General features: G+C 67.7%; 24 protein-coding genes, 1 tRNA gene and 1 pseudogene. 10 read left to right on the forward strand and 16 right to left on the reverse strand.

The annotated features are described in order from the left end of the window. Window positions 1–6: 6 nt before the first annotated feature. From IP78_RS01870 to IP78_RS01880, 3 genes are read left to right on the forward strand one after another with little or no spacing between them, the layout of a single operon-like run. Window positions 7–435 (forward strand): TadE/TadG family type IV pilus assembly protein, encoded by a 429-nt coding sequence (locus IP78_RS01870; RefSeq protein ID WP_054110020.1) that lies wholly within the window; start codon window positions 7–9, stop codon window positions 433–435. Further along, window positions 435–2,063: a TadG family pilus assembly protein gene (locus IP78_RS01875; RefSeq protein WP_054110021.1), complete on the forward strand. Its 1,629-nt coding sequence runs from the start codon at window positions 435–437 to the stop codon at window positions 2,061–2,063. Before IP78_RS01870 ends, IP78_RS01875 begins: the two co-directional genes overlap by 1 nt. A 48-nt stretch (window positions 2,064–2,111) precedes the next feature. Then, window positions 2,112–2,909, forward strand: coding sequence for a tryptophan 2,3-dioxygenase (locus IP78_RS01880; RefSeq protein ID WP_054110022.1), 798 nt, complete (start codon window positions 2,112–2,114; stop codon window positions 2,907–2,909). Between the two features lie 6 nt (window positions 2,910–2,915). Here IP78_RS01880 and IP78_RS01885 read toward each other — a convergent pair whose 3' ends face one another. The 5 genes from IP78_RS01885 to IP78_RS01905 form a co-directional block, all read right to left on the reverse strand. Continuing rightward, on the reverse strand, window positions 2,916–3,188 hold the full coding sequence (locus IP78_RS01885) for an HPr family phosphocarrier protein (RefSeq protein ID WP_054110023.1): 273 nt from the start codon (window positions 3,186–3,188) through the stop codon (window positions 2,916–2,918). Beyond that, window positions 3,185–3,589, reverse strand: coding sequence for a PTS sugar transporter subunit IIA (locus IP78_RS01890; RefSeq protein WP_054110024.1), 405 nt, complete (start codon window positions 3,587–3,589; stop codon window positions 3,185–3,187). The genes IP78_RS01885 and IP78_RS01890 overlap by 4 nt, the downstream gene beginning before the upstream one ends. Before the next feature lie 96 nt (window positions 3,590–3,685). After that, on the reverse strand, window positions 3,686–4,111 hold the full coding sequence (locus IP78_RS01895) for an HPr kinase/phosphorylase (RefSeq protein WP_054110025.1): 426 nt from the start codon (window positions 4,109–4,111) through the stop codon (window positions 3,686–3,688). Next, complete coding sequence (locus tag IP78_RS01900) at window positions 4,108–5,736, reverse strand: ATP-binding protein (RefSeq protein WP_054110026.1); 1,629 nt, start codon at window positions 5,734–5,736, stop codon at window positions 4,108–4,110. The genes IP78_RS01895 and IP78_RS01900 overlap by 4 nt, the downstream gene beginning before the upstream one ends. Continuing rightward, the gene (locus IP78_RS01905) at window positions 5,705–6,409 is read right to left on the reverse strand and encodes a response regulator transcription factor (protein WP_054110027.1); all 705 of its coding nucleotides are present in this window, start codon (window positions 6,407–6,409) and stop codon (window positions 5,705–5,707) included. Before IP78_RS01905 ends, IP78_RS01900 begins: the two co-directional genes overlap by 32 nt. Window positions 6,410–6,595: 186 nt before the next feature. Here IP78_RS01905 and IP78_RS01910 point away from each other — a divergent pair, with 186 nt between their 5' ends. Then, entirely contained in the window at window positions 6,596–8,305 is a 1,710-nt protein-coding gene (locus IP78_RS01910) for a hypothetical protein (RefSeq protein WP_054110028.1), read from the forward strand. A gap of 89 nt (window positions 8,306–8,394) precedes the next feature. Beyond that, window positions 8,395–9,366, forward strand: coding sequence for a calcium/sodium antiporter (locus tag IP78_RS01915; protein ID WP_197272351.1), 972 nt, complete (start codon window positions 8,395–8,397; stop codon window positions 9,364–9,366). 10 nt (window positions 9,367–9,376) lie between these two features. Here IP78_RS01915 and polA read toward each other — a convergent pair whose 3' ends face one another. From polA to IP78_RS01930, 3 genes are read right to left on the reverse strand one after another with little or no spacing between them, the layout of a single operon-like run. After that, window positions 9,377–12,304: a DNA polymerase I gene (gene polA / locus IP78_RS01920; RefSeq protein WP_156320243.1), complete on the reverse strand. Its 2,928-nt coding sequence runs from the start codon at window positions 12,302–12,304 to the stop codon at window positions 9,377–9,379. 55 nt (window positions 12,305–12,359) lie between these two features. Then, window positions 12,360–12,968, reverse strand: coding sequence for a DUF6655 family protein (locus IP78_RS01925; protein WP_054110030.1), 609 nt, complete (start codon window positions 12,966–12,968; stop codon window positions 12,360–12,362). Next, window positions 12,968–13,408 (reverse strand): VOC family protein, encoded by a 441-nt coding sequence (locus tag IP78_RS01930; RefSeq protein ID WP_054110031.1) that lies wholly within the window; start codon window positions 13,406–13,408, stop codon window positions 12,968–12,970. Before IP78_RS01930 ends, IP78_RS01925 begins: the two co-directional genes overlap by 1 nt. Window positions 13,409–13,653: 245 nt before the next feature. Here IP78_RS01930 and IP78_RS01935 point away from each other — a divergent pair, with 245 nt between their 5' ends. The 5 genes from IP78_RS01935 to IP78_RS01950 all read left to right on the forward strand — a co-directional run bounded on the left by IP78_RS01935 (window position 13,654) and on the right by IP78_RS01950 (window position 17,475). Next, window positions 13,654–13,959: a zf-TFIIB domain-containing protein gene (locus IP78_RS01935; RefSeq protein ID WP_054110032.1), complete on the forward strand. Its 306-nt coding sequence runs from the start codon at window positions 13,654–13,656 to the stop codon at window positions 13,957–13,959. A 309-nt stretch (window positions 13,960–14,268) separates the two neighbouring features. Then, window positions 14,269–14,616: a helix-turn-helix domain-containing protein gene (locus IP78_RS15795; protein WP_082384797.1), complete on the forward strand. Its 348-nt coding sequence runs from the start codon at window positions 14,269–14,271 to the stop codon at window positions 14,614–14,616. Window positions 14,617–15,348: 732 nt separating this feature from the next. Next, window positions 15,349–15,975: an acetyltransferase gene (locus IP78_RS01940; RefSeq protein ID WP_054110033.1), complete on the forward strand. Its 627-nt coding sequence runs from the start codon at window positions 15,349–15,351 to the stop codon at window positions 15,973–15,975. Between the two features lie 3 nt (window positions 15,976–15,978). Continuing rightward, a complete protein-coding gene (locus tag IP78_RS01945) occupies window positions 15,979–17,154 on the forward strand; it encodes a DegT/DnrJ/EryC1/StrS aminotransferase family protein (RefSeq protein ID WP_054110034.1) in 1,176 nt (391 codons plus the stop codon). Between the two features lie 57 nt (window positions 17,155–17,211). Next, entirely contained in the window at window positions 17,212–17,475 is a 264-nt protein-coding gene (locus IP78_RS01950) for a hypothetical protein (protein WP_054110035.1), read from the forward strand. 47 nt (window positions 17,476–17,522) lie between these two features. Here the strand turns inward: IP78_RS01950 and IP78_RS01955 are convergent. The 8 genes and pseudogenes from IP78_RS01955 to IP78_RS15445 form a co-directional block, all read right to left on the reverse strand. Then, window positions 17,523–17,598 (reverse strand) — tRNA-Ala (locus IP78_RS01955). Window positions 17,599–17,672: 74 nt separating this feature from the next. After that, window positions 17,673–18,287, reverse strand: a complete 615-nt coding sequence (locus IP78_RS01960; protein ID WP_054110036.1) for a DUF1134 domain-containing protein — start codon at window positions 18,285–18,287, stop codon at window positions 17,673–17,675. Between the two features lie 136 nt (window positions 18,288–18,423). Beyond that, window positions 18,424–18,966 (reverse strand): TIGR00645 family protein, encoded by a 543-nt coding sequence (locus IP78_RS01965; protein WP_054110037.1) that lies wholly within the window; start codon window positions 18,964–18,966, stop codon window positions 18,424–18,426. 4 nt (window positions 18,967–18,970) lie between these two features. Then, window positions 18,971–21,379 (reverse strand): phenylalanine--tRNA ligase subunit beta, encoded by a 2,409-nt coding sequence (gene pheT, locus IP78_RS01970; protein ID WP_054110038.1) that lies wholly within the window; start codon window positions 21,377–21,379, stop codon window positions 18,971–18,973. 43 nt (window positions 21,380–21,422) lie between these two features. Continuing rightward, the gene (locus tag IP78_RS01975) at window positions 21,423–21,833 is read right to left on the reverse strand and encodes a hypothetical protein (protein WP_054110039.1); all 411 of its coding nucleotides are present in this window, start codon (window positions 21,831–21,833) and stop codon (window positions 21,423–21,425) included. Beyond that, window positions 21,830–22,237, reverse strand: a complete 408-nt coding sequence (locus IP78_RS01980) for a hypothetical protein (RefSeq protein WP_054110040.1) — start codon at window positions 22,235–22,237, stop codon at window positions 21,830–21,832. Before IP78_RS01980 ends, IP78_RS01975 begins: the two co-directional genes overlap by 4 nt. 18 nt (window positions 22,238–22,255) lie before the next feature. Next, window positions 22,256–23,332, reverse strand: a complete 1,077-nt coding sequence (gene pheS / locus IP78_RS01985; RefSeq protein ID WP_054110041.1) for a phenylalanine--tRNA ligase subunit alpha — start codon at window positions 23,330–23,332, stop codon at window positions 22,256–22,258. Between the two features lie 52 nt (window positions 23,333–23,384). Further along, window positions 23,385–23,867 (reverse strand): annotated as a pseudogene (locus IP78_RS15445) (hypothetical protein); the annotation flags it as partial.

The following is a 23,867-nucleotide window of genomic DNA, read 5'->3' on the forward strand; positions in this document are numbered from 1 at the left end:
CACGTCATGCGCTGGACGAACCGCACCTTCCGGTCTCGACACCGATCGCGGCAGGGCTCGGTCGCCGTGGAGTTCGCTCTGGTCGGCCCGCTGCTCATCCTCATGCTGATGGGCATGGCGCTCTATGGCGGCTGGTTCTGGCTCGCGCAGAGCGTGCAGTCCCTGGCCACGGAGGGCGCGAGGGCGGCGGTGGCGGGCCTGGACCCCGCGGAACGGCAGGCGATCGCCCAAGCCTTCATCGTGGCCGAGGCCGACGGCGTATACGGCTTCGCGAACGAAGATCTCGAGATCACGGTCGAGGCTGACGCGCAGGAAATCCGGGTTCGGGTGGTTCTGGACGCCACGGGGCATCCCGTCATGGCCCTGGCCGCCCTGATCCCCTCCCCGCCGCAGCGCATCGAACGCGCCGCCGTGGTGCGGATGGGCGGCTTCTGATGACGTGTCGCCGCTTCGGCGGGAACGAGGCGGGCGGTGTCGCGACGATGGTCGCGGCGGCGGGCGCATTGCTCTGCGTGCTCGCGGCCATCGTGGTCGATCTGGCGAGCCTTGCGCTCGCGGGCCGATCGCTTCAGGGCGCGGCCGATCTCGCGGCCTTGTCGGCGGCGGCCAATCTGGACCGGGCCCACCTCGCCGCCGAGACGACCGCGAGAGCCAATCTGGGCGAGGTCGCCACAGTGACTGTCACAGGTCGATATTCGCCCGACGCCTCCCGCGCCCCAGTGGACCGGTTCATGGCCTCGGCCGCACCGGCCAACGCCGCCCGGGTGACCCTGACCCGCGCCTCGTCGCTCTATTTCGGGCGCTGGATCGTGGGGCGCTCGGAGGTGACGCTGAGCCGCACGGCTGTCGCCGCCGCTTCTGCCGATCCGCCGCGTGCCATGTTCTCGATCGGGTCGCGTCTGGCCGCAGTCGAGGGCGGGATCGCCAATGCCCTGCTGAGCGGGTTGACCGGAAGCTCGGTCAATCTCAGCGTCATGGACTACGAGGCTCTAGCCGACGCGGAGGTCAATCTGCTCGGCGTGTTCGACGCCCTGGCGACCGAACTCGACGTCGAGGCCGGCCGGTACGACCGCTTGCTGGAGCAGGAGATCGAGGTCGGCCGGGCGCTCGGGGTCATCCGCGATCTCGCGGGAAATCAGGCCGACAGCGCGCTGTCGAAACTGACGGGACCGGCGTCGAACGTGACCGTGCGGCTCGGCGAGGTGTTCAGGCTGGAAGCTGACGCTTCGGGCGGGCTGGCCCAGGGGCTCGACGCCTCGGTCTCGGTGCTCGATCTGGCCATGGCCATGCTGGAGACCGGCGGAGAGCGGCAGATCCGGCTGGATCTCGGCGTCCAGACGGGTCTCGCCGATGTGACCGCCGACCTCGCGATCGGGGAACGGCCCAATCGCTCGCCCTGGCTGACGGTGACCGGCCAGGGCCAGCCGGTGATCCGCACGGCCCAGGCGCGGCTGTATCTGAAGGCGCGAACCGCCCAGAAGCTGTCGGGTCTGGCCCAGATCGAGCTGCCCATACTGCTGGAGCTGGCCGCGTCCGAGGCGCGTCTGGACGCCGTCTCCTGCGGCCCGGACGCGGTGAGCGTGGGTGTGCGGCCGGGACTGGCGCGAGCCATGCTGGGTCGCATCGACGAGGCCCATCTGGACGACTTCCAGCGCACGCTCACCCCGACGCCCGCGACACTGCTGAACGTCGCGGGCCTGGTCAGGCTGACGGCGAAGGGCGACGTCGAGGTCGCCGACACCCGCTTCCAGACGGTCCGGTTCAGCGCCGCCGACATCGCCGACCAGAGGGTGCGCACCGCCACGGCGGCCAATCTGCCGTCCGGCCTGATCGCCTCTCTGTTCGACCGGCTGGAGGTGAATGTTCAGGCCCTTGGCCTGGGCCTCGGTCTTGGTGGCCTGACCTCGGCGCTAGGCTCCCTGCTCGCGCCGATCGGGCCGGTGCTGGACGGGCTGGTCCATCCCATCCTCGATATGGTCGGCCTGAAGCTCGGCCAGGCGGACGTGCGGGTCCACGGCGTGACCTGTGGCGGGGCCGAGCGGCCGCCCGTCCTGGTCGGCTGAACCGGCCCCAGCCTTGAGACCCGGCGGGGATCGGCCGATAGAGGCGCCATGACAGACGCCGCCGACATGACCTACGCCCGCTATCTGGACCTGGACCGGCTGCTGTCGGCCCAGGCCCCGATCAGCGACCAGCACGACGAGATGCTGTTCGTCATTATCCATCAGGCCAAGGAGTTGTGGCTCAAGCAGATCCTGCACGAAGTGGCCCTGGCGCAGCGGCTGGTGCGCGCCGGCGACCTGGTGCCCGCCTACAAGAGCCTGGCCAGGGTCAGCCGCATCCAGGCGGTGATGACGCAGAGCTGGGACATTCTGGCCACCATGACGCCGGCCGACTACCTGCGCTTTCGCGGCGTTCTGGGGTCGAGCTCCGGCTTTCAGAGCGACCAGTTCCGGCGGCTGGAGACCATGCTGGGCCTGAAAGACCCGAAGTTTCTCGTCTTCCAGACCGACCGGCCCGAGGCCCATGCCGCCTTGTCGGAGGCGCTCGCTTCCCCCAGCCTCTATGACGACACCCTTGCCCAACTCGCCGCGGCGGGCATCGCGGTCCCTAAGGCCGTGCTGAACCGCGACGTCTCCCAACCTTATGTCCCCTCGGCCGGGGTCGAGGCGGCCTGGCTGGAGGTCTATCGTGACACCGACCGCTGGTGGGCGCTGTATCAGCTGGCGGAAAAACTCGTCGATCTGGACGACGCCCTGGTCACCTGGCGGCACAAGCATGTGGTGACGGTGGAGCGGATCATCGGCCGACGGCGCGGCACGGGCGGAACGGACGGCGTCGGCTATCTGTCCTCGACGCTGGAGCGGCGCTGCTTTCCCGAGCTGTGGTCGATCCGGACGCAGCTCTGAGCCGGGTCAGGCGTCCTCGTCGAACTTGCGGCTGACCAGATCCGCCAGCGCCTCGACCGCCTCATCGGCGTCGCCGCCCTCGGCCTTGATCTCGATGTCGCACCCATTGCCGGCACCCAGCATCAGCAGACCCATGATCGAGCGGGCGTCGACCGTCACGCCGTCGCGCGTGACCGTCACCTCGGCCTCGAAGCTGGACGCCAGCTTTACGAACTTGGCCGAGGCGCGGGCGTGCAGGCCCCGCTGGTTGCAGATTCCGACCGAACGCGACGCCGTCATTTTTCGCCTGCGAGCACCCAGGACGCCACCGAGATATATTTTCGGCCCGCCTCCTGGGCGTGCGCCACGCAGGCCTCGAGGCTCTCGCGACCACGCACGCTGGCCAGCTTGATCAGCATGGGCAGGTTCAGACCCGCGATGACCTCGGCATGGGTCTGTTCCATCACCGAGATGGCCAGGTTGGACGGCGTGCCGCCGAACATGTCGGTCAGCAGAATTACGCCCTCGCCATCGTCGACGGCGGCGGCGGCGTCGACGATGTCGCGCCGACGGCGCTCCATGTCGTCCTCGGGCCCGATGCAGATGGCCGCGACCCCGCGCTGGGGGCCGACGACATGCTCCATCGCCGCGAGGAACTCCGAGGCCAGGCCCCCGTGGGTGACGATCACCAGGCCGATCATGAAGACGTCTTCAAGGGCGAAGCATCCCGCAGTGACGGCGCCGATGCCCCCGGGCCGACGCGCAAGCGCGATCGAATAGAGGAAAACGCGACAGGATCAAAGGCGGCGCATCGCTCGGGCGATGATGGCCGTGGCCGAGGCGGGCCGGATGTCGAGCGTCAGGCGAGGAACGACGGCACCGGCGACTGTGTCGTGGTCCTCCTCGGGATGGCGCTCCACGCCCTCCTGGACGCAGTCGACGATCAGCCGGACGCGGGCGAGCGGGAGGTGCCGGGCCGTGACGACGCCGACGCCGCGCGCCTCGATCATGCCCGCGATCCGTTCGGCGGGCGCGGCATAGAGGCCATCGTCCGAGGCGAAGACGTGGACGTAGTCGTCCCCGACCAGCCGCCAGCCCTGTCCCATCAGCCGCAGGGCCAGGTCGCTCTTGCCCGCGCCAGACGGTCCACGGAGCAGGGCGGCCCGCCAGCCATCGGCGCACCACAGGGCGACCGCTGTGGCATGGAGAATGGGATCGGTCATGAGCGGCGTCCTGTGGCGGGTAAGGCGACCTCGAACCGGGCCCCGACGACTGCGCCTGCCGCGTCCGTGCGGTTCGACGCCGAGACCCGACCGCCGTGCGCCTCCACGATCTGGCGCACGATCGACAGGCCCAGCCCGGAGTTGGACCCGAATGCCGTCCCTTTCGGGCGCGAGGTGTAGAAACGCTGGAACACCGTCTCCAGGTTTTCGGACGGGATGCCGGGACCGTCGTCCTCGACCAGCACGCGAAGGGGCCGCTCAAGGTCTGTCTCGTCGCGACGAACCGTCAGGCGGACGTCGGCACCCTCCGGGCTGAAGGAACGGGCGTTGTCGATGAGGTTCCTGAACACCTGACCCAGGGGGCCGTCCTGTCCGAGCACACGGGCCGGGCCCGGGGCTTCGAGACTCAGTCGAACGGGGGCTTCTCCGGGCTTGGAGGTCGTGTCGTAGACGCCGACGATGTCGGTCAGGAGGGTGTTCAGATCAACCGGACGCGGCCGCTCGCGCGATAGCTCGGCGTCCAGCCGCGAGGCGTTGGAGATGTCGGTGATAAGGCGATCCAGCCGGCGCACGTCCTGCTGCAGGACGCGGGTCAGTCGCTCGCGCTGGGCCGGCTCCTTGACCAGATCGAGCGTCTCCAGCGCCGAGCGGATGGAGGTCAGCGGGTTCTTGATCTCATGGGCCACGTCAGCGGCGAAGCGTTCGATGGCGTCCATGCGCGCCGACAGGGTCTCGGTCATGGACTCGAGCGACCGGGCGAGGTCGCCGATCTCGTCCCTGCGATCTTCCAGGTCGGGAAGGGAGATGGCGCGGGCGCGTTGCAGCTTGACCTGATCGGCCGCCGCCGACAGCCGCATGACGGGCCGCGCCACGAACAGATGCAGAAGCAGGGACGCCAGCAGGTTCACCGCGAGCGCCACCAGGGCGAAGGGCAGCAGCGCCCGGCGTTGGGCTCCTAGAATCTGGTCCACATCCCCGGCCTCGAGCGTCAGGACGCCCAACACCTGCTGCACATGACGAACGGGTAGTGACACAGACACGACGCGGTCGCCGGTCTCCGATCGCCGAACAGTGGCCTGGGGCAGGCCGAGCAGGGCCGCCTCGATCTCGGCCCCCAGGGCCTCATTGGCCTGGGCCAGCGTTTCACGGTCCGCCTCTGCGTCGCCGAGCGGAGCGACAACGGTCCCGGCCGGGTTGGCGGGCGGCAAGGGATTGCCGGGAATGATGTCGGTGACGGCGAAGCTATCGGACAACAGCGCGCCATCGGCGTCGTAAAGGCGCGCCCTCTGCCCGCTCGGGATGAAGTTGTCCCGTAGCCACTGGCTAGCGGCGATCTGGTCGAGCGCCGGTGTGGGCTCACCCCGCGTGATACCAAGCTGGCCGAGAACGTTGGACAATAACTCGGCCTGGACGCGCAGACTCTCCTGGCGCGCCTGAACGAGGCCCCGGTTCCACTCGTTCAGCGCCAATGCCCCGCCAAACAGGATCAGCAGGCTGAGCAGGTTCAGCGCCAGGATCAGCCCACCCAGCCGCGACCCGCCGAAGCGGATCAGGCGTCGGCGCAGCGGGCGGTCTTCGGACGTCTCCGAAGGATCAGCTCTCGCGGTATCGATAGCCGACGCCATACAGGGTCTCGATGGCGTCGAACTCGGGATCGACGACGCGGAACTTCTTCCTCATCCGCTTGACGTGGCTGTCGATGGTGCGGTCGTCGACATAGACCTGATCGTCGTAGGCGGCGTCCATCAGGTTGTCGCGGCTCTTCACGAAGCCGGGTCGCTGGGCCAGGGCCTGAAGCAGCAAGAACTCGGTGACGGTCAGCTTGACCGGCTTTCCGTCCCAGGTGCTCTCGTGGCGCGCCGGGTCCATGACCAGCTTTCCACGCCGGATGGCCTTGCCGGACGATTCGGCCGAAGGCTCGGGCTCGCCGCCATCGCCGCCCGAGCGGCGCAGCAGCGCCTTGACCCGCTCGATCAGCAGCCTCTGGCTGAACGGCTTGTGGATATAGTCGTCGGCCCCGAGGTTGAAGCCGAGGATCTCGTCGATCTCCTCGTCCTTGGAGGTCAGCATGATAACGGGTAGTTGGCTGGTCTGACGCAACCGACGCAGCACCTCCATGCCGTCCATGCGGGGCATCTTGACGTCGAGGATGGCCAAATCTGGCGGGGTGTTCTCGAGTGCCTCCAGCCCCGTGGCTCCGTCGTGATAGGCGACAACCTTGTGGCCGTGGCTTTCGAGCGCCAGCGACACCGACGCCACGATATTCTCGTCGTCGTCCACCAGGGTGATATTGGCCAAAGCTCGGTCTCCTTGTCGTGACCCCGCACGCGTGGTCTGGGGCCAATGAACGCACATCAAGCGTAACCGTTCGCCCCAGATCGGGGTGACTTTACGGCCACACCGTCGGCGTGGCCACATTTGAGGTGTCGAAACGGGAACTTAAACCCTTTCAATCATGATGGACGGCCAACAGCGGACTCCATCATGGCTGGCCCCGTCCATTACGAGATCTATATCCGCAAGACCGCGCCGGCACCCTGGACGCTGATGCAGGCGACCGAGAACCGCCAGCAGGCGATCGAGGTGGCGGAAGAGACCCTCGCCGACAAGCGGGCCGTCGCTGTTCGGGTGACCAAGGAAACGCTCGATCCGGACACAATGGAATTCACCAGCGTCACCGTGCTGACCCGCGGCGCGCCGGAAGCCCCAAAGAAGCGCGCGGTCGAGGCCGACGACCGGCCCAACTGCATGGCCCCGCAGGACCTCTACGCCCCCCACGCCCGGGAACTGATCGGACGGGTTCTGGAAGACTGGCTTGCACGCAACGGCGTGACCGTCTTCGAGCTGTTGCATCGGCCCGACCTGGTCGAGCGGCTGGAGGCTTCTGGCGTCGAGGTCCAGCACGCCATCCAGAAGGTCGCCATCCCCGAGAGCCAGGCGACCGGACAGGCTGCCCATGAACTGATCCGCCACTACCAGAAGCTGGTCGAGGCGGCGATGGATCGGGTCGTCACGGCCGGCAGGAAGAACCTGTTTCCGGATCTGGCCAACCGGTCCCTGGCCGACGTGGCCCATCGCCTCGCGGGATCGTCGGATCGAGCCTTTGTCATGGGTGGCGTCATCGCAGGGGCGTTGGTCGACCTGCGGGGGGCGAGGGCGCGTCTCGACAGACTGATGGACCTCGCCGATCGCGCGCCGATGGAGGGTCCGCCGCGCGCCCTTGTCATGGTCGGCATCGAGCAGATCCTGTGCGAGATGATGGGGTCCCGTACGAACCTGTCCGAGCTTCTCGGGCCTGCGCTGGATCAGGGCGGCAGCCTGGCTGCCGTGGTGCGGATGGTCGCGCCCAAGGAAATCGAGACCCTGATCCGTATGGACCCCAGAATGGCATTGCTTATGCCGGCCGTGGACGGGCCAGCGGCTCGATTGGGTGTGCGACTGGAGGCGGGGGAGTATCCGATCCTTTCGGCAACCCTGGCGCGGATGGTGCTGCGTGAGCTGATGGGGCCACGGCGTCTGAGACCAACCGACGCGCCCGGCGAAATCGACATCCTGCGCACGCTGGCGATGTCACTCACGGCCACCGCCGGGCGGCTGTTGACGCTCGAGGAGGTCCAGAACGCCTTCACCGAACGATCCAAGTCGCTCGTCACGGCGGACTTCGTCCAGGCCTTTGTGGACCCTTGCGAAACGGTCCTGTGCGAGGCCGAGCAGCTGACCCGGCTTTGCGAGAACGTCACAGGGGTCGCCAACAAGCGCTCCGCCGCCCGATGGCTGGCGGCCTGCGTGACCTCGCTGCGGTTCGAGCAGGAAATGCGGACCGCCCCCCTGACGGCGGCCAGAAAACTCCAGGCATTGGCGGTCCTGAACCGGTCCGTGCGGGCCGCTGCCCTGTCCGAGCACGACACTGAACAGATCAACGGTGCCATCGGCCACGTGGGCGGGGTGGTCGAGGCTGAGGCCAGGCTGACGGCCCAACTGGCTCGTGCCCCCGCGCCGCCGGCCCAGAAACTCGCCGCTCTGCTTCGTCTCGCCGCCGGAGAGACCGCCCCGTTCGGCCCCGCCGCCGATCGCGCCAAGGCCGAGGCGATCAAGCTGTTCCGCGCGCCCGAAGCCCGCGCGGCCCTCACGGCCTCCCCGGAACAGATCGCGCCGTTGAAGTCGCTGATGAAGGCCGCGGGTCTGGCGGCCTGACGGGAGCGTCTTCGCGCCGACAGGCCGGCCTGCGACTGTTTGCCGGAACCCGGTTGCGGACGTCCGCGCCTCATGGCAAGCGCGGCCTTATGGACGCGACCCTGACCACATATCTGATGCTCGCTGGGGGCCTCGTGCTGCTGACCCTGGGCGGCGATACTCTGGTGCGTGGCGCCTCGACGGCGGCCAAGTCGCTGGGTGTGTCGCCGTTACTGATCGGTCTGACGCTGGTCGGGTTCGGCACCTCCACGCCCGAGCTGGTGACCAGCATCACTGCCGCCATGGCGGGATCGCCGGGCATCGCGGTGGGCAATGTCGTCGGGTCCAACACGGCCAACATCCTTCTGATCCTGGGCGTCGCCGCCCTGATCACACCGATCGTCGTGGACCGGGCCGCGTTCCGGCGTGACGGCTGGATGCTGGTGATCGCCAGCGCCGTATGCGCCGGAGCGGTCCTGGCGGGCCGCATCGGCTTCGTCTGGGGTCTGGGCATGCTTGCCCTGCTGATCGCCTACCTCGTTGTCGCCTATCTGGGCGAGCGGTCAGTGCAGGACGCCGAACGGGCCAAGTATGAGCACATCTCGGAAGACGCGCCTGATGCCAAGGGCGGCCTTTGGGCTGGACTGGGCCTGGCGGTCGTGGGCATCGCCCTGACCATCGGCGGGGCGCGACTTCTGGTCGATGGAGCGGTCGTCATCGCGCAAGATCTGGGAGTTTCCGACACGGTCATCGGGCTGACGGTGGTGGCGGTCGGAACGTCTTTGCCGGAATTGGTGACCTCCGTCGTGGCGGCTGCGCGCAAGCACGCCGATGTGGCGCTCGGCAATGTCATCGGCTCCAACATCTACAATGTGCTCGGCATCCTGGGCATCACGGCCATGGTCTCGCCACTGGACGTGCCGCCCGAGATCGTCCGTGTCGACCTGTGGGTGATGCTGGGCGCCACCGCGCTGCTGGTTCTCTTTGTCCGCACGGGCATGAAGATCGTGCGCTGGGAGGGACTGGTCCTGCTGCTCGCCTATGGCGGCTACATCGCGTGGCTGGCGACGAACGCGGCCTGACACAGCCCCCTTAGTGAGCCTCGTCCCAGTTCTTCGCGGCGCGGGCGTCCACGACCAGAGGGACCGACAGGGCCACCGCTGGTTCCGCCGCGCCTTCCATGACCTTGCGGATCAGGCCGATCGCGGCATTGGCCTCGGCTTCGGGGGCCTCGAACACCAGCTCGTCGTGGACCTGGAGCAGCATCCGGGTCGCCAATCCGGCCTCGCACAGGGCCCCTGGCATCCGCATCATGGCGCGCCGGATGATGTCGGCGGCGGCCCCCTGGATCGGGGCGTTGATCGCCGCGCGCTCACCGAACTGACGCTCGGCTCCGGACTTGGAGTGGATGGCCGGGATGTGGATCTTGCGGCCGAAGACGGTCGAGACGTAGCCGTTCTGGCGGACCTCGGCGCGGGTGGCGTCCATATAGGCGCGGATGCCGGGGAAGCGTTCGAAATAGGTCTTGATGTAGGCCCCCGCCTCGCCCTGGTCGATGCCGAGCTGGGCCGCCAGGCCGAAGGCGGAGATGCCATAGACGATGCCGAAGTTGATGGCCTTGGCACGGCGGCGCGTCTCCGGGTCCATCTGGTCGACCGGTACGCCGAACATCTCTGACGCGGTCGCCGTGTGGATGTCGATCCCGGCCTTGAAGGCGCGCTTCAGCTCGGGGATGTCGCCGATGTGCGCCAGCAGCCGCAGCTCGATCTGGCTGTAGTCTGCGCTGATCAGGACGTGGCCGTCCTTGGCGATGAAGGCCTGGCGAATCTGACGGCCTGTCTCGGTGCGGATCGGGATGTTCTGGAGGTTGGGGTCCGATGAGGCCAAGCGTCCGGTGGTGGCCGCCGCCAGTTGGTAGGAGGTGTGCACCCGATCCGTGGCCGGATCGGCGGCGGCGACTAGCGCGTCGGTATAGGTGCCCTTCAGCTTGGACAGCTGCCGCCAGTCCAAAATGGCGCGCGGCAGATCGTGGGTCAGGGCCAGCTCTTCCAGCACGCTGGCGTCGGTGCCCCATTGTCCGGTGGCGGTCTTCTTGCCGCCCGGCAGGTTCATCTCGCCGAACAGGATCTCACCGATCTGCTTGGGGCTGCCGATGTTGAAGGGTTTCCTGGCGATCTCGTGCGCGCGGGCCTCCAGCTCGGCCATCCTCAATCCGAATTCGGACGACAGCCGACGCAGACGATCGGGATCGATCCGGACACCCGCCAGCTCCATATCGGCCAGGACGGCAGGCATACCGCGTTCCAGCGTCTCATAGACGGTCGCCAGACCCTCGCGGGCCAGCCGGGGCTTGAGGATGCGCCAGAGCCGCAGCGTCACGTCGGCGTCCTCGGCGGCGTAGGCCGTCGCCGGCTTCAGCTCGACGTGCTTGAAGGATTTCTGCGCCTTGCCCGTCCCGGCCACCTGCTTGAACGGGATCGGCTCGTGGCCGAGGTGCAGGCGGCTGAGCTCGTCCATGCCGTGGCCGTGCAGCCCGCCTTCAAGGACGTAGGAGATCAGCATGGTGTCGTCGATCGGGGCGACGCGGATGCCGCGTCGGGCCATGACGGCGAGGTCGTATTTGCCGTTCTGCACGATCTTCAGCACGCCGGGGTCTTCCAGCAGGGTCTTCAGCCGTGCCAGGACCGTCGGCTTGTCCAGCTGGGTCAGGGGTTCGCGTGCGTCGCCCTCGCCGCCGAAGTCCAGCCCACCCCCGCCCTCCACCGGCGGATGCTCATGGGTCAGGGGAATGTAGCAGGCGTCGTTGGGCCCGATCGCCAGCGACACGCCGCACAGCCCCGCATGGGTCGCCGACAGGGCGTCCGTCTCGGTGTCGAAGCCGACCACGCCCGCCTCGGTGGCCCGGGCGATGAAGGCGTCGAGCGCCTCCAGCGTCTGGATGCAGTGATAGGCGTCGTGGTCGAAGGGCTGCTTCTCGACGTCGAGCGACACCGCCTGCGGCGCGTATCGCGGCGAGATAACCGGCGCGGACAAGGGCGCGGACAGGGGCGCGGCCGGGCGCGGCGGGGCGAAGGCCGAGCCGTCGTGGCCCGCCAGCTTGCCGTCGCCGATCCGCCGGGCGAGCGAGCGGAACTCCATCAGCTCCAGGAAGGCCGACAGGGTCGCCGGATCGGGGTCGCGCACGACGAAGTCCTCGATCGGCTCGGGCGCGGGGGCGTCGCAGGTCAGGCGAACCAGTTGGCGGCTGAGCAGGATCTGGTCCCTGTGCTCGATCAGGGTCTCGCGCCGCTTGGGCTGTTTGATCTCACCGGCCCGCTCCAGCAGGGTGTCGAGGTCGCCGTATTCGTCCAGCAGCTGGGCGGCCGTCTTTGGGCCGATGCCGGGAGCACCCGGCACATTGTCGACGCTGTCGCCGATCAGGGCCTGGAGGTCGATCATCTTGTCCGGGGTGACCCCGAACTTCTCCATCACCGCCTCTTCGGCCAGGCGACGGTCCTTCATCGGGTCCCACATGACGACCGAAGGCCCGATCAGCTGCATCAGGTCCTTGTCGGATGACACGATCACGCATTCGCCGCCAGCGTCGCGCACCTTGCAGGCATAGGTCGCGATCAGGTCGTCGGCCTCATAGCCGGGCAGTTCAACGCAGTGGACGCCGAAAGCCTTGGTCGCCTCCCGCACCAGCGGAAACTGCGGGATCAGATCCTCGGGCGGCGCCGAGCGGTTGGCTTTGTACTGGTCGTAGAGGTCGTTCCGGAACGTCTTTTCCGAATGGTCGAAGATGGCCGCCAGATGGGTCGGGCCATCCGCCCCCTTCATGTCCTTCAGCAGCTTCCAGAGCATGTTGCAGTAGCCCTGGACCGCGCCGACCGGCAGGCCGTCGGACTTGCGCGTCAGCGGCGGCAGGGCGTGGTAGGCGCGAAAGATGTAGGCCGAGGCGTCGATCAGCCACAACCGAATGGGTGGGCGGTCCCCGGTCACAGAACGGTCGGAGACTTCGGGCGCGGCGGTGTCGGACATGGCGGCCAACATAGGCGGGCGCAGAGCCTGCGTCACCGGCTGGCGCGCGGCCTGCCTAGAACTCGCGCCAGCTGTCGCCGGGATCGCGTTCTCCGGGGCGGGCCGACTGCTGCCCCCAGGTGACCATCATCAGCACCTTGTGGCTGCGGATCCGATACTCGCCAATCATGGGCGTGACGGCCCCCAACGGCGCGCCCGTGCGGGCGTCGTGGACGAACCCCGAGAACTCGGCCACCCCCACCCGGTCGCGGCGGCTGTAAAGGCTCAGCTCCGGAATCGATACGACGTTCAGGTTCTCGTTGATCGGCACGGCCAGGGGGGGCAGCCCGACCACCCGGCGCATCTGCTCGATCGACAGGGCACCCGCGCGCAGCTCAAAGATGGCGTCGGCCTCGTCGCGGTCGTTGGCGAGACGATAGCCTTGCTGAGACAGGGCCGCGCGCACCGTCGAGGTCGCGTAAAGCGCGCCTTCGCCTGTCAGATAGCGGCCGTCGACGAAGACGCGCGCTTGTTCCGGGATCGGCAGACGCAGGCCTTCGACGGCGAGGTCCGCAGCGCGCGCCAGCAGCAGCTGCTCGGTCGCCGTGCGGCCGGGGTTGGACTCAGTCGTGGAGGCGCAGGCCGCCAGACCAAGCATCAGCGCAGTCGAAACCGTTCGCCGCATCACCACGTCCCGGTGTTGGGCATGGAGACCCAGGGCTCGGCTGCCGCCAGGGGCTCGCCCTCCTGCAACAGTTCGATCGAGATGCCGTCGGGCGAACGCACAAAGGCCATGCGGCCGTCGCGGGGCGGGCGGTTGATGACGACGCCCCCGTCCATGAGCCGCTGGCAGGCCGCGTAGATGTCGTCGACCTTGTAGGCCAGGTGGCCGAAGTTTCGACCGCCGGTATAGTCCTCAGGGTCCCAGTTCCAGGTCAGCTCGACCTCCGGCGACCGCTCGATGGCGGACCGCCCCAGGTCCTTGGGCGCGGCGAGGAAGACCAGGGTGAAACGGCCCTGCTCGTTGTCCATCCGGCGAACTTCCTGAAGGCCAAGCAGATCGGTCCAGAACCGAAGCGAGGCGTCCAGATCCTTCACCCGGACCATGGTGTGGAGGTAGCGCATGGCAGCTTTCCGAAGGCGTCGTGGCGAGGTCGGTGACTTAGTCGCAAAGCGTCGGCTTCCCAAGGTGATCGTGCATCACGAATGACGACAGCGGACTTTCAGGGCTTCCCGGCCGGGCCCCCGTCACCCGAAGGTCTCGGCATGGTGATTGGACAGGGGAACGGGCAGGCACGAGCCCCTGCCCGGTTGCGCTGGCGTGACCGAGGCCTCACCTTGCGGCGGACCTTCGTAGGAAAGACCGCGCGATGCCATTGCTGATGTGCCCCAACGACAACGCCCAGATGCAGACGCTGGACCGGGGTGGCGTCCAGTTCGACATGTGTCCGACGTGCCGCGGCGTCTGGCTGGATCGGGGCGAGCTGGAAAAGCTGATGGAGCAGGCCGCCGCCAGCGTGGCTCCGGCCTATGCGCCCCCGCCGCAGCCGGGCCCCTGGAGCCAGCCTCAGCCGGCGCCTCAGCCTTACGGCTATAGCCAACAACCGCGCCACCGCGACGACGACTACCGTTATCGGAAGAAGAAGCGCGACAGCATCTTTGACATATTCGACTGATATTCGAACAGCGGTGTACCGTTCTAGATCTGACGCGGGGATGTCCCACCGGCCGACGCGACCGGGCGACACGCCGATCTACAGGCGATCAAGTGGATGCAGCTTATTAGTGGCTCGTTCCCAAGTGCCGCTTTGATTGTCTGGATGAACTGGTTCGAGGCGATCTAGTCTGTTGGACCGTCCTCGGTCAGTCTGCATTGGCCATGCAGCCTGCTTGGGCTGAAACTTAGTGTGGCGAGTACTAGTTGATAACATTGGTCCGTTATGCAGAGCGCTTGGCCAACAAATTGAGTCTGCGAGAACGAGGCAATGTATAAGTCGGACCTGCGAAGACAGCAAAAGGAAAAGACGCGTGCGTTGATACTTGAGGCAGCCAGACGCCTCTTTGCTGAGCATCCTTACGATGAAGTGAGTATGCGCCTTGTTGGGCGTGAGGCTAACCGAACAGCCGGATCAGTTACTCGCCTTTACGAGACAAAGGAGCGGCTTTGGCGTGCCGCTATGGGTACTGCTCCTCCACGCGACAGGAAAAACGTCCGATACGCTGACGAACTGGAGGCAGTACTCCGCGCGCTTGTGATAGCCTGTCGAACAGACAGTGGCGATTTGGAGAGTGTTCTTTCACAGGCCGATATGTTGTTGAACCAGCTCGACTAGGAAAGCAGAGTTAGGCCGGTGAAGGGATTATACCGCGATCGGTGAGCAAGCTCGGAACTTCACCCAGTAGCACCGATTGGAGTGGAGACGCGAAGTTCCACCTTGCGCTCGTTCGGGGGTGGTACGCCATCTCGAGACTGAGCCTCATGTGCCCAGTGATAGAGGGCGACTGCACCTGCCGCTGCCAAGGCATGTATGACGATCTGGTATGCGAGATCGCGTTTGCGCCAAACTCTCCATGGTGCATTCCTCATAGCAGAACCTTTAGCATCCCACAGTGCGGCTGTCGCCTTGTCTGCCTTGATGTGACCCCCGTTTCTCATGCAGCATACTGAGGGTGCAGGGTTGATCTGAACTGGGGTTGGTGGGGTTAGCAAGAGGTCGGTCTGCGCAGCTTCTGCTCGGTCGAGAACGCAGCCTCGGCCACTGAGCATCTCATCTTCACGACCGGGGCCGAAGACGTTCTGCTGCCGGCGGATCCGGAGGATCTGACGCCCCGCGGCCTGGCTCTGGCCATCGGTCGGGAACTGGGTCGCGACATCCGTCCCTTGCCGGTCCCCAAATCCCTGCTGGCCGCGCCGCTTGCCCTGGTCGGGCGAAGCGCCATAGTCACGAGCTTGTTCGAGCCCCTGTGCATCGATCGCGGTCATTGGGAGACAGTGCGTTGGCGACCGGTGCAGACGGGCGCGGAAGGCATGAGGCAGGCGCTTTCGTCGTCGCCGTGAGGCGCGCATGACCCAGGGGACGCTCGCGATCATCGGGGCCGGAGGTCACGCGCGTGTCCTGGGGGACTGCGCGGAGCAGGTGGGCTGGAGCGCCATTCATCTGTTCGACGGTTCGGATCGTCCGACGCCCCCCGGCCCCTGGAGAGCGCATGGCGCGCCGGAAGCCCTGCTGGACCGCCTCTCCGAATATGGCGGCGTGATCGTCGGCCTCGGCGCGAACGCCGAGCGCCTTGAGTGGCTCGATCGCATCGCGGCAAGGGGCGGCCCGATCGTCAGCCTGGTTCACCCTCGGTCCAGCGTCAGCGCGCATGCCCTTATCGGCCCCGGATCGGCCGTTCTGGCGGGCGCTTGCGTCTGTGTCGGCGCCCGTATCGGGAGAGGCGCGATCATCAACACAAACGCCTCGGTCGATCACGATACGAGCCTCGGCGAAGGCGTTCATGTCTCGCCTGGGGCCGCCCTGGCTGGAGGCGTCAACGTCGGGGCGAGAACCTGGGTCGGCGTCGGAAGCGCCGTGCGCCAGGGCCTCACGATCGGGTCAGACGTCGTCATCGGGGCCGGCGCCGTCGTGATCCGCGACGTGGAGGACGGAACCACCGTCGTTGGCAATCCCGCCCGTCCGATGAGGCGCTGATCCGTGCTGAACACCCCTTTCGCGCCGTGGCCGAGCTTCAGTTCCGAGGAGGTGCAGGCCGTCGCCGAGGTCCTTGCGTCGAACCGTGTAAACTACTGGACAGGGGATCGCGGCCGGACATTCGAGGAGAGGTATGCGGCCTGGGTCGGCGTGCCGCATGCTGTCGCCCTGACGAACGGCACGGTCGCGCTCGAACTGGCGTTGCGCGCCTTGGGCATCGGGCCGGGCGACGAGGTGGTGGTGACGCCTCGCACCTTCCTGGCTTCGGCATCGTGCATCGTGGCGGTCGGGGCCACCCCGGTCTTCGCCGACATCGACGCCGAGACGCAAGGGCTGTCCGCCGAGACCATCGAACCGGTGCTCACCCCTCGCACGCGGGCGATCATCTGTGTCCATCTGGGCGGTCGGCCCTGCGACATGGATCCGATCATGGCCCTGGCCCGCCGGCGCGGATTGAAGGTGATCGAGGACTGCGCCCAGGCTCATGGGGCCCGCTACAAGGGCCGTAGCGTCGGCTCGATCGGCGACATCGGGGCTTGGTCGTTCTGCCAGGACAAGATCATGACGACGGGCGGCGAAGGAGGGATGGTCACCACCAATGACCCTGACCTGTTCGCCTTCATGTGGTCCTGGAAGGATCACGGCAAGACCTGGCGGCCTTACCTGGACGAGGCGCCCGGTGCGCGACTGCCCTGGCAGTTCGGCATGTTCGGAAGCAACGGCCGCATGATCGAGATGCAGGCGGCCATCGGCCTGATCCAGCTCGACCGCATGGCGGAGTGGACCGCGCGGCGCACGGAACTGGCCATGCGGCTGGCGGACGTCTGCGCGCGCCATGATGTCGTGCGGGTCCCCTTGGCGCCCCCCGACGTCGTCCATGCCTGGTACCGCTTCTACGCCTTCGTCCGGCCGGAACGGCTCGCTTCCGGCTGGACCCGCGAGCGGATCATTGAAGAGATCTCCGCACGCGAGGTGCCCTGCTTCCATGGCTCAGCGTCGGAAATCTACCTGGAACGCGCCTTCGACGGGACGCCGTCACGACCCGCCGAACGGCTGCCGATCGCCAAAGCCCTGGGCGAGACCTCGCTCGCCCTGCTCGTGCACCCGACCATCACTGACGCCCAGATCGACCGGGCCTGCGCGGTGCTTCACGAAGTCCTGGGTCAGGCCGGCGGCTGAGGCGCACGGGCGCGGCAGGGTTCCAGAACGGCGATTCTTACCATACCGTGCCGCCCCATGATCCTGTCGACATCATCGGGAGATTTCCCCATCCCGCCCGATGTGGCCAGTCGGCTGCCTCAGGTGCCGGCTCTACCCGAGCCGGACGAGCCGAACTACAGTCGACGCGCGCGGGAGTTCACCGATTGGCTGGAGTCTTCGCCCGAGCACGCTGTCCGCTTCGAGCGTCTTCGGCGCTGGCACCTGGTCCAGGACGAGCTGGCGCGCAAGGCGGCCTCCGAAGGCCGCCCGTTTTTCGTCACCGACGACGGTCTGGACTAGTCGTCGCTTGAGCTGTCCTGCGAAGCGCCATCCGGCGCGAAGCAGGATGGTGGAGCCGAGGGGAGTCGAACCCCTGACCTCGTCATTGCGAACGACGCGCTCTACCAACTGAGCTACGGCCCCGCGCCATCGGCGGCAGGAGCGGGCGACATAGAGGGGCCGACCGGCCGGTGTCAACGGGCCTCGGCGGGCTGTCCTCAGAAGGGCAGCAGGTTCCGCTGGCGGCTGTAGGCCATGGTGCCGACGTTGGCGCCCAGACGCAGGCCGACGCCGGTCCGCACGGGGGCCAGGACGATGCCGTCGGCGCGCTGATAGTTCACGCCGACGCCACCCACGAGGTAGGCCGAGCCCTCCACGCCGGGGTAGCGACGGTAGATGGCTTCGGGGTTGTAGAGGCCATAGACCAGGGTGAAGACACGGCTGGCGTTTCCGCCCACGTCCCAGCCGACGGAAATGCCCTGCCAGAATACCTCGATGGAGGCGCTCATGTCCTTCATGTGCAGCGCGCCGCGGCCATATCGCAGTCCCACGACGGCGGCACCGGCGCCTTCCTCGCCCGCGATGTAGGCGGTCGGGCGGTCGCCCTGGTCGGCGAAGATTCGCTCGATGGCGGCACCCATGGCCTCGGCGGCGATGCCGAGTTCCCGCGATCCGGCCGCCACCAGCTCGTCGGCGGTATAGGCCGGAGCCGTTTGATCCGAGGCAATGGGATACTGGGGTTCTACCGGCTGGCGCGGCTGGGTCGCGCAGGCACCCAGGGCGGTGGCGGTCGCGGCGGCGAAGCCGGTCTGGATCAGCTGGCGGCGGTGCATGATAGTCCCCGGGGATCGATGTCGTCGCCCTTCTCGGCGTCCCGGAAGAGTCGGCGACTTTTGAGTCAGCCTTGGGGCGGCGAGGTTAATGAGGTCCTAAGGCCAATCAGGGACCGACCGGCCGGTTCCTTCGCTTTCAGTGCTTGTCCGTCTTCGCCGCCAGCCAGTCCATGAGAGCGAGCAGGACGCCCGAGACGACGAAGGTCAGGTGGATGACGACGCCCCACAGCATCTCGGCCTCGTCGAGGGGATAGCCCGGCTTGCCGATGTTCATGAAGGACTTAAGCAGCTGGATGCCCGAGATCGCCACGATCGAGGCGATCAGCTTCATCTTCAGGCCCGAGAAGTCGACCATGCCCATCCACGGCGGCCGATCGGTCTCGCCGTCCAGATCCAGCTTGGAAACGAAGTTCTCATAGCCCGAGAAGATCACGATCAGCAGGAGGTTGCCGGCCAGCGACAGGTCCACCAGCGTCAGCACCGCCAGGATGGCGTCGTTGGAGTCCATCTCCGAGCGCGCGACCAGGACCTGGGGCAGATAGTAGATGAGCTCGCGCACGAAGACGGCCAGAAGCATCAGCAGGGCCAGGACCAGCCCGACGTAGAAGGGGGCCATCAGCCAGCGCGAACGGAACAGCATCCGCTCGAACGCGGTTTCGATCCTTGGCTTCACGCCCATTCAGCTACCCCCTTAGGCGCGCCCCCAGCTTCCCGGCGGCGGCGACGATCTTTGCAGACAGACCCTCGATATCGGCGTCGGTCAAGGTGGCCTCGCGCGGCTGGATCACGACCTCCAGCGCGACCGACTTCGATCCTTCCGGCACGCCGGCGCCGCGATAGACGTCGAACACGCGCACGTCGGTAATCAGGGCCTTGTCGGCACTGGCCACCGCACGAACCAGATCGCCCGCCGCCCGGCCGTCCTCGACCACGAAGGCGAAGTCGCGGGTCAGAGGCATGAGGTTGGGCAGGTCGGCGTTGCCCCGCGCCTTGGTCGCCCTGGCCTTGGGCTCGGGCACGGCGTCCAGCACGATCTCGAAGCCCAGCATCGGCCCGTCGGCGTCCAGCGCCTTCAACACGCGCGGATGCACCGCCCCGAACTCGGCGATGATCGTCTTGGGCCCTAGCTGCAGCCGCGCCGACCGGCCCGGATGCCACCAGTCCCGGTTCTGCCCCTGCGCCAGCTGCATCGCTGTGACCGGCGCGCCGACCTGCTCCAGCAGGGCCATCAGGTCGCCCTTGAGCGCGAACAGGGAGTCCTCGCCCGCCCCGCCCCAGTGCCGGGCGGCGCGGGGGCTGATCAGGCCGGCGATGACCGTCCGCTGATCGCCGGGGCCGTCGCCCAGATAGATCGGCCCGATCTCGAACAGGGCCACGTCGCCATGCCCACGGGCGGCGTTCCGCGCCGCCGCCTGGATCAGGTTGGGCAGGACCGACGGCCGCATGCAGTCCAGATCCGACGCGATCGGATTGTCGACCACCAGACGCTCGTCGCCGCCGCCGAACATCGCGGCGATGTCCCTGCGGGTGAAAGACCAGGTGACGGCCTCGGCGTATCCCATCGCCGCCAGCGCCCGGCGCGCGATCCGCACCCGCGCCTGACGCGGGTTCAGCACGCCCCGGCTGGGCGCGCCTTGGTCGGGCAGGGGGGTGTCGGGCAGGTGATCGAAGCCGTGGATGCGCGCGACCTCCTCGACCAGATCGGCCGGCCCTTCGACGTCGCGGCGCCACGACGGCGGCGTCACGGTCCAGGGCGACCCGCGCGCGATCCCGAAACCGAGGGCCGTCAAAATCTCCGCGATCCGGTCTTCGCTGAGTTCCAGCCCCGACAGCCGCTTCACATAGGCGGGATCGAACGCGAAGGCCGCCGGGTTCGCCGGGGCCTGACCCGCCACCACGATCTCCGACGGCTCGCCGCCACACAGATCCAGGATCAACCGCGTCGCCAGCTCCAGCCCCGGCACGACCGAGGCCGGATCGACGCCGCGCGCGAAGCGGTACTGGGCGTCGGACGTAATGCCCAGCGACCGTCCCGTCTGGGCCGTTGCGATCGGGTCGAACCAGGCGCTCTCGACGACGACGTCGACCGTGGCCTCGTCGCAGCCGGTCGACTCGCCGCCCATGACGCCGCCCAGGCCGATGGGTCGCTCGCCCGCCGCATCGGCGATGACGCAGTCCGCGCTCGAGGCCGCATAGGTCTTGCCGTCCAGGGCGATCAGGTGCTCGGGCTCGCCCGTGTCCTGCGCTGCCAGCCCGCCGCGCACCACGATCTCGGACCCGACCAGCTTCCTGGCATCGTAGACGTGCAGCGGCCGCGCCCGGTCGTAGGCGATCAGATTGGTCACATCGACCAGCCGGTTGATGGAACGCAGGCCGATCGAGGTCAGCCGCCGCTGTAGCCACTCCGGCGACGGCCCGTTCTGCACGCCCCGGATCATCCGCCCGGCGAAGACGGGGCACAGCTCGGGCGCCTCGATTCGCACCGCGATGGGGCAGGGAAAGCCGCCTCGGACCGAGGCGATCTCATAGTCCTTCAGCGTCCCCAGGCCCGCCGCCGCCAGATCGCGCGCGATCCCGGCGACGCCCAGCCAGTCGGGCCGGTTCGGCGTCACCTCGAAGTCGATCACCGGCTCGGCACCGAACAGCTTGGCCACCGGCGTGCCCACGGGGATTTCCGGCGGCAGTTCCTGGATGCCGTCGCTCTCATCGGCCAGCTGCAGCTCCGAGGCCGAGCACAGCATGCCGTTCGACACCACGCCGCGCACCGGCTTCTCGACCAGGGTCACGCCCAGCCCGGGCACATAGGCCCCGATCGGTGCATAGATGGTGGTCAGTCCCGCCCGGGCGTTCGGCGCGCCACAGACGATCTCCTTCATCCCGTCGACGGTCTCGACCTGACAGACGCGCAGGCGGTCGGCGTTGGGGTGCTGCACCGCCTCGATGATTTTCGCGACCGTGAAGGGGGCCAGCGCGGCGGCCGGGTCGTGGACCTCCTCGACCTCCAGCCCGGCCATGGTCATGGCCTCGGCGATCTCGGCGGGGCCCGCCGGGGTGTCGAGGTGATCCTTCAGCCAGGACAGGGAGAACTTCATCGGCGGGACAGGTCTTCGGAAAAGGAGAAGGGGACGGGGTCGCTCAGTTCGGGCCGGGGATGGCGAGGATCTGGTCCAGGATCGCGCTCCCGCCGGTGAAGCCGAGCATGAAGAACTCGCAGCCCAAGAAGGTGCAGTTTCGCATCGGGATCGCGCCGATGGCCCGTGTGCCGACCGGCCGCAGGACCAGGTCGGCCACGGGGCCATTGCCGCCGAAGTTGGTGTTGTCGAAGGTCGTGCCGTCCAGGATCAGCATGACGGCGGGGCCCTCGATGCGGCAGCCTGTGAAGGTGATGCCCTCGATCAGCGCCTTTCCGGCCCGCATGTGCTGCACATAGAGGTCGTACAGCGCCATGTCCTCGTTGAGGAACGCGGTCTTGGTCAGGTCCTTGGCCGGGTTGAGGCGCCGACCGAGGCCGAGCATCGGATACGGGCTGGATTGGGCGTCGGTCATTCGGCTCCCCGCGACTGGATTTCAGCCAGGGCCTGCAGGAAGGGTTCGTGGCCCGAGAAGCCGATCATGGCGAACCGGCAGCGCTCGAAGCGGCAGTTCCGGAACGGCACCGCCCCCACGACCTTGGGCCCGGCCGGCCGCCAGATCAGGCTGGACGGGGTCTCGGCGAAGCCGAAGTTGCAGGCCTCGAAATGGTTGTCCTCAAGGGCCAGCATCACGCCCGGACCTTCGAACACACAGTCCTCGAAGACCTTGTTCTCGATCACCATCACTCCGGCGTTGAAATGCAGGACGGCGTACTGGGGCAGCCAGATCGCCGTCTTGGAGAAGGTCGTCTTTTCGATGATCGCTCGGTTGCCGGGCGTATCAGCCGGACCGCCGCCGATCTGTGCGGGTTCGCTCATGGTGAATCTCCGAAGGCCTCAGCTCAGGCCGGACGCAGGATTGGGGGCGGAAAAAGCCGAGAAGCCATAGTGGGCCAGCCAGCGCACATCGGCCTCGAACATGGGGCGCAGGTCCGGCACGCCGTACTTCAGCATGGCCAGGCGATCGACCCCCATGCCGAAGGCGAAGCCCTGCCACTGGTCCGGATCGATGCCGCAGTTGCGCAGGACATTGGGATGCACCATCCCGCAGCCCAGGATCTCCAGCCAGTCGTCGCCCTCGTTCAGCACCAGCTTTCCGCCCGAGCGGTCACAGCGGATGTCCATCTCGGCCGACGGCTCGGTGAAGGGGAAGTGGTGCGGCCGGAACCGGGCGTCCACATCGTCCAGCTCGAAGAAGCGCGCCACGAAGTCCTTCAGGGTCGTCTTCAGGTGACCCATGTGGATGTCCTTGCCGATCACCAGGCCTTCGATCTGGTGGAACATCGGGGTGTGGGTGGCGTCGGAATCCTTCCGGAAGGTGCGGCCCGGCGCGACGATGCGGATCGGCGGCTCCTGGCTCATCATGGTGCGCACCTGAACCGGGCTGGTGTGGGTCCGCAGCACCTTGCGCTCCCCCGTCTCCGGGTCGGGGCGCAGGAAGAAGGTATCGTGCATCTCCCGCGCCGGGTGCTTGGGCGGGAAGTTCAGGGCCGTGAAATTGTGGAAGTCGTCCTCGATGTCGGGGCCTTCCGCGACCGAGAAGCCCATCTCGGCGAAGACGGCGATCATCTCGTCCATCACCTGCATGGTCGGATGGACACCGCCCTTGCGACGCGGCCGCGCAGGCAGGGTCAGGTCGATGTGCTCGGCCGCCAGACGGGCGTCCAGCTCGGCGGCTTCCAGCTCGGCCTTCTTCGTCGCGATGGCGGCCGCGACCCGGTCTCTCAGGCCGTTGATGACCGGACCCTGCTCGCGCCGCTCATCGGGGCTCATCGCCCCCATGCCCTTCAGCAGCCCCGAGATCGTGCCGGTCTTGCCGAGCGCCGCGACGCGCACGGCCTCGACGTCGGCGACGGTCGTCGCGCCGCCGATGGCGTTGATCAGATCCAGTTCCAGGGCGGCCAGGTCGGTCATGGCGGCAGGCTCTAGCCGCTCACGCCGCCGGACGGAAGACGGGTGAGCGGGTTCAGCCCCGCTCGCCGTACTCCTGACGATAGGGCATGGTCTGCCGGTACGGGCGTCCTTCGCCCGTGTCACCGGGCGGCAGGTCGCCATAGTAGCCCGCCGGCGGCGTCACATGGACCGGCGCGGGCTGATAGGTCACCGGCGGCGGCGCATAGGGCGACGGCGGATAGATCGGCTCCGGATAGGCCGGCGGGGCCGGCGCATACTGCGGCCCGCCCGTGACCGGGCCCTGCTCATAGGCATAGCCGCCGCCGTAGGCCTCGCTCTCGCTGTAGCTCTCGTAGGACGAATAGCTCGAGCCGGAGGCCGCGCCGTGGTCGCGCTCGTAGTAGATCTGCGGCGGGGCCTGAACCACGCCGCCGTAACCGTGGCCATAGCCCGGCTGCGGATGCCCGCCGCCGTGCCCGTAGCCGCCGTCGCAGACGCTGTCGCAGGGGCGGGGACGCGGCGGGCGGCAGCCGCCGCAGCGGTCCGTCGTCACATA

Origin of the sequence: Brevundimonas sp. AAP58 (assembly GCF_001295975.1) — a bacterium.
In the GTDB taxonomy this organism is placed as follows: Bacteria; Pseudomonadota; Alphaproteobacteria; order Caulobacterales; family Caulobacteraceae; genus Brevundimonas.

Coding starts and splice junctions, on each gene's coding strand:
- IP78_RS01870 (WP_054110020.1), top strand. CDS start 7: ATGCGCTGGACGAACCGCACCTTCCGGTCTCGACACCGATCGCGGCAG.
- IP78_RS01875 (WP_054110021.1), top strand. CDS start 435: ATGACGTGTCGCCGCTTCGGCGGGAACGAGGCGGGCGGTGTCGCGACG.
- IP78_RS01880 (WP_054110022.1), top strand. CDS start 2,112: ATGACAGACGCCGCCGACATGACCTACGCCCGCTATCTGGACCTGGAC.
- IP78_RS01885 (WP_054110023.1), bottom strand. CDS start 3,188: ATGACGGCGTCGCGTTCGGTCGGAATCTGCAACCAGCGGGGCCTGCAC.
- IP78_RS01890 (WP_054110024.1), bottom strand. CDS start 3,589: ATGATCGGCCTGGTGATCGTCACCCACGGGGGCCTGGCCTCGGAGTTC.
- IP78_RS01895 (WP_054110025.1), bottom strand. CDS start 4,111: ATGACCGATCCCATTCTCCATGCCACAGCGGTCGCCCTGTGGTGCGCC.
- IP78_RS01900 (WP_054110026.1), bottom strand. CDS start 5,736: ATGGCGTCGGCTATCGATACCGCGAGAGCTGATCCTTCGGAGACGTCC.
- IP78_RS01910 (WP_054110028.1), top strand. CDS start 6,596: ATGGCTGGCCCCGTCCATTACGAGATCTATATCCGCAAGACCGCGCCG.
- IP78_RS01915 (WP_197272351.1), top strand. CDS start 8,395: ATGGACGCGACCCTGACCACATATCTGATGCTCGCTGGGGGCCTCGTG.
- polA (WP_156320243.1), bottom strand. CDS start 12,304: ATGTCCGACACCGCCGCGCCCGAAGTCTCCGACCGTTCTGTGACCGGG.
- IP78_RS01925 (WP_054110030.1), bottom strand. CDS start 12,968: ATGCGGCGAACGGTTTCGACTGCGCTGATGCTTGGTCTGGCGGCCTGC.
- IP78_RS01930 (WP_054110031.1), bottom strand. CDS start 13,408: ATGCGCTACCTCCACACCATGGTCCGGGTGAAGGATCTGGACGCCTCG.
- IP78_RS01935 (WP_054110032.1), top strand. CDS start 13,654: ATGCCATTGCTGATGTGCCCCAACGACAACGCCCAGATGCAGACGCTG.
- IP78_RS15795 (WP_082384797.1), top strand. CDS start 14,269: ATGTATAAGTCGGACCTGCGAAGACAGCAAAAGGAAAAGACGCGTGCG.
- IP78_RS01940 (WP_054110033.1), top strand. CDS start 15,349: ATGACCCAGGGGACGCTCGCGATCATCGGGGCCGGAGGTCACGCGCGT.
- IP78_RS01950 (WP_054110035.1), top strand. CDS start 17,212: ATGATCCTGTCGACATCATCGGGAGATTTCCCCATCCCGCCCGATGTG.
- IP78_RS01960 (WP_054110036.1), bottom strand. CDS start 18,287: ATGCACCGCCGCCAGCTGATCCAGACCGGCTTCGCCGCCGCGACCGCC.
- IP78_RS01965 (WP_054110037.1), bottom strand. CDS start 18,966: ATGGGCGTGAAGCCAAGGATCGAAACCGCGTTCGAGCGGATGCTGTTC.
- pheT (WP_054110038.1), bottom strand. CDS start 21,379: ATGAAGTTCTCCCTGTCCTGGCTGAAGGATCACCTCGACACCCCGGCG.
- IP78_RS01975 (WP_054110039.1), bottom strand. CDS start 21,833: ATGACCGACGCCCAATCCAGCCCGTATCCGATGCTCGGCCTCGGTCGG.
- IP78_RS01980 (WP_054110040.1), bottom strand. CDS start 22,237: ATGAGCGAACCCGCACAGATCGGCGGCGGTCCGGCTGATACGCCCGGC.
- pheS (WP_054110041.1), bottom strand. CDS start 23,332: ATGACCGACCTGGCCGCCCTGGAACTGGATCTGATCAACGCCATCGGC.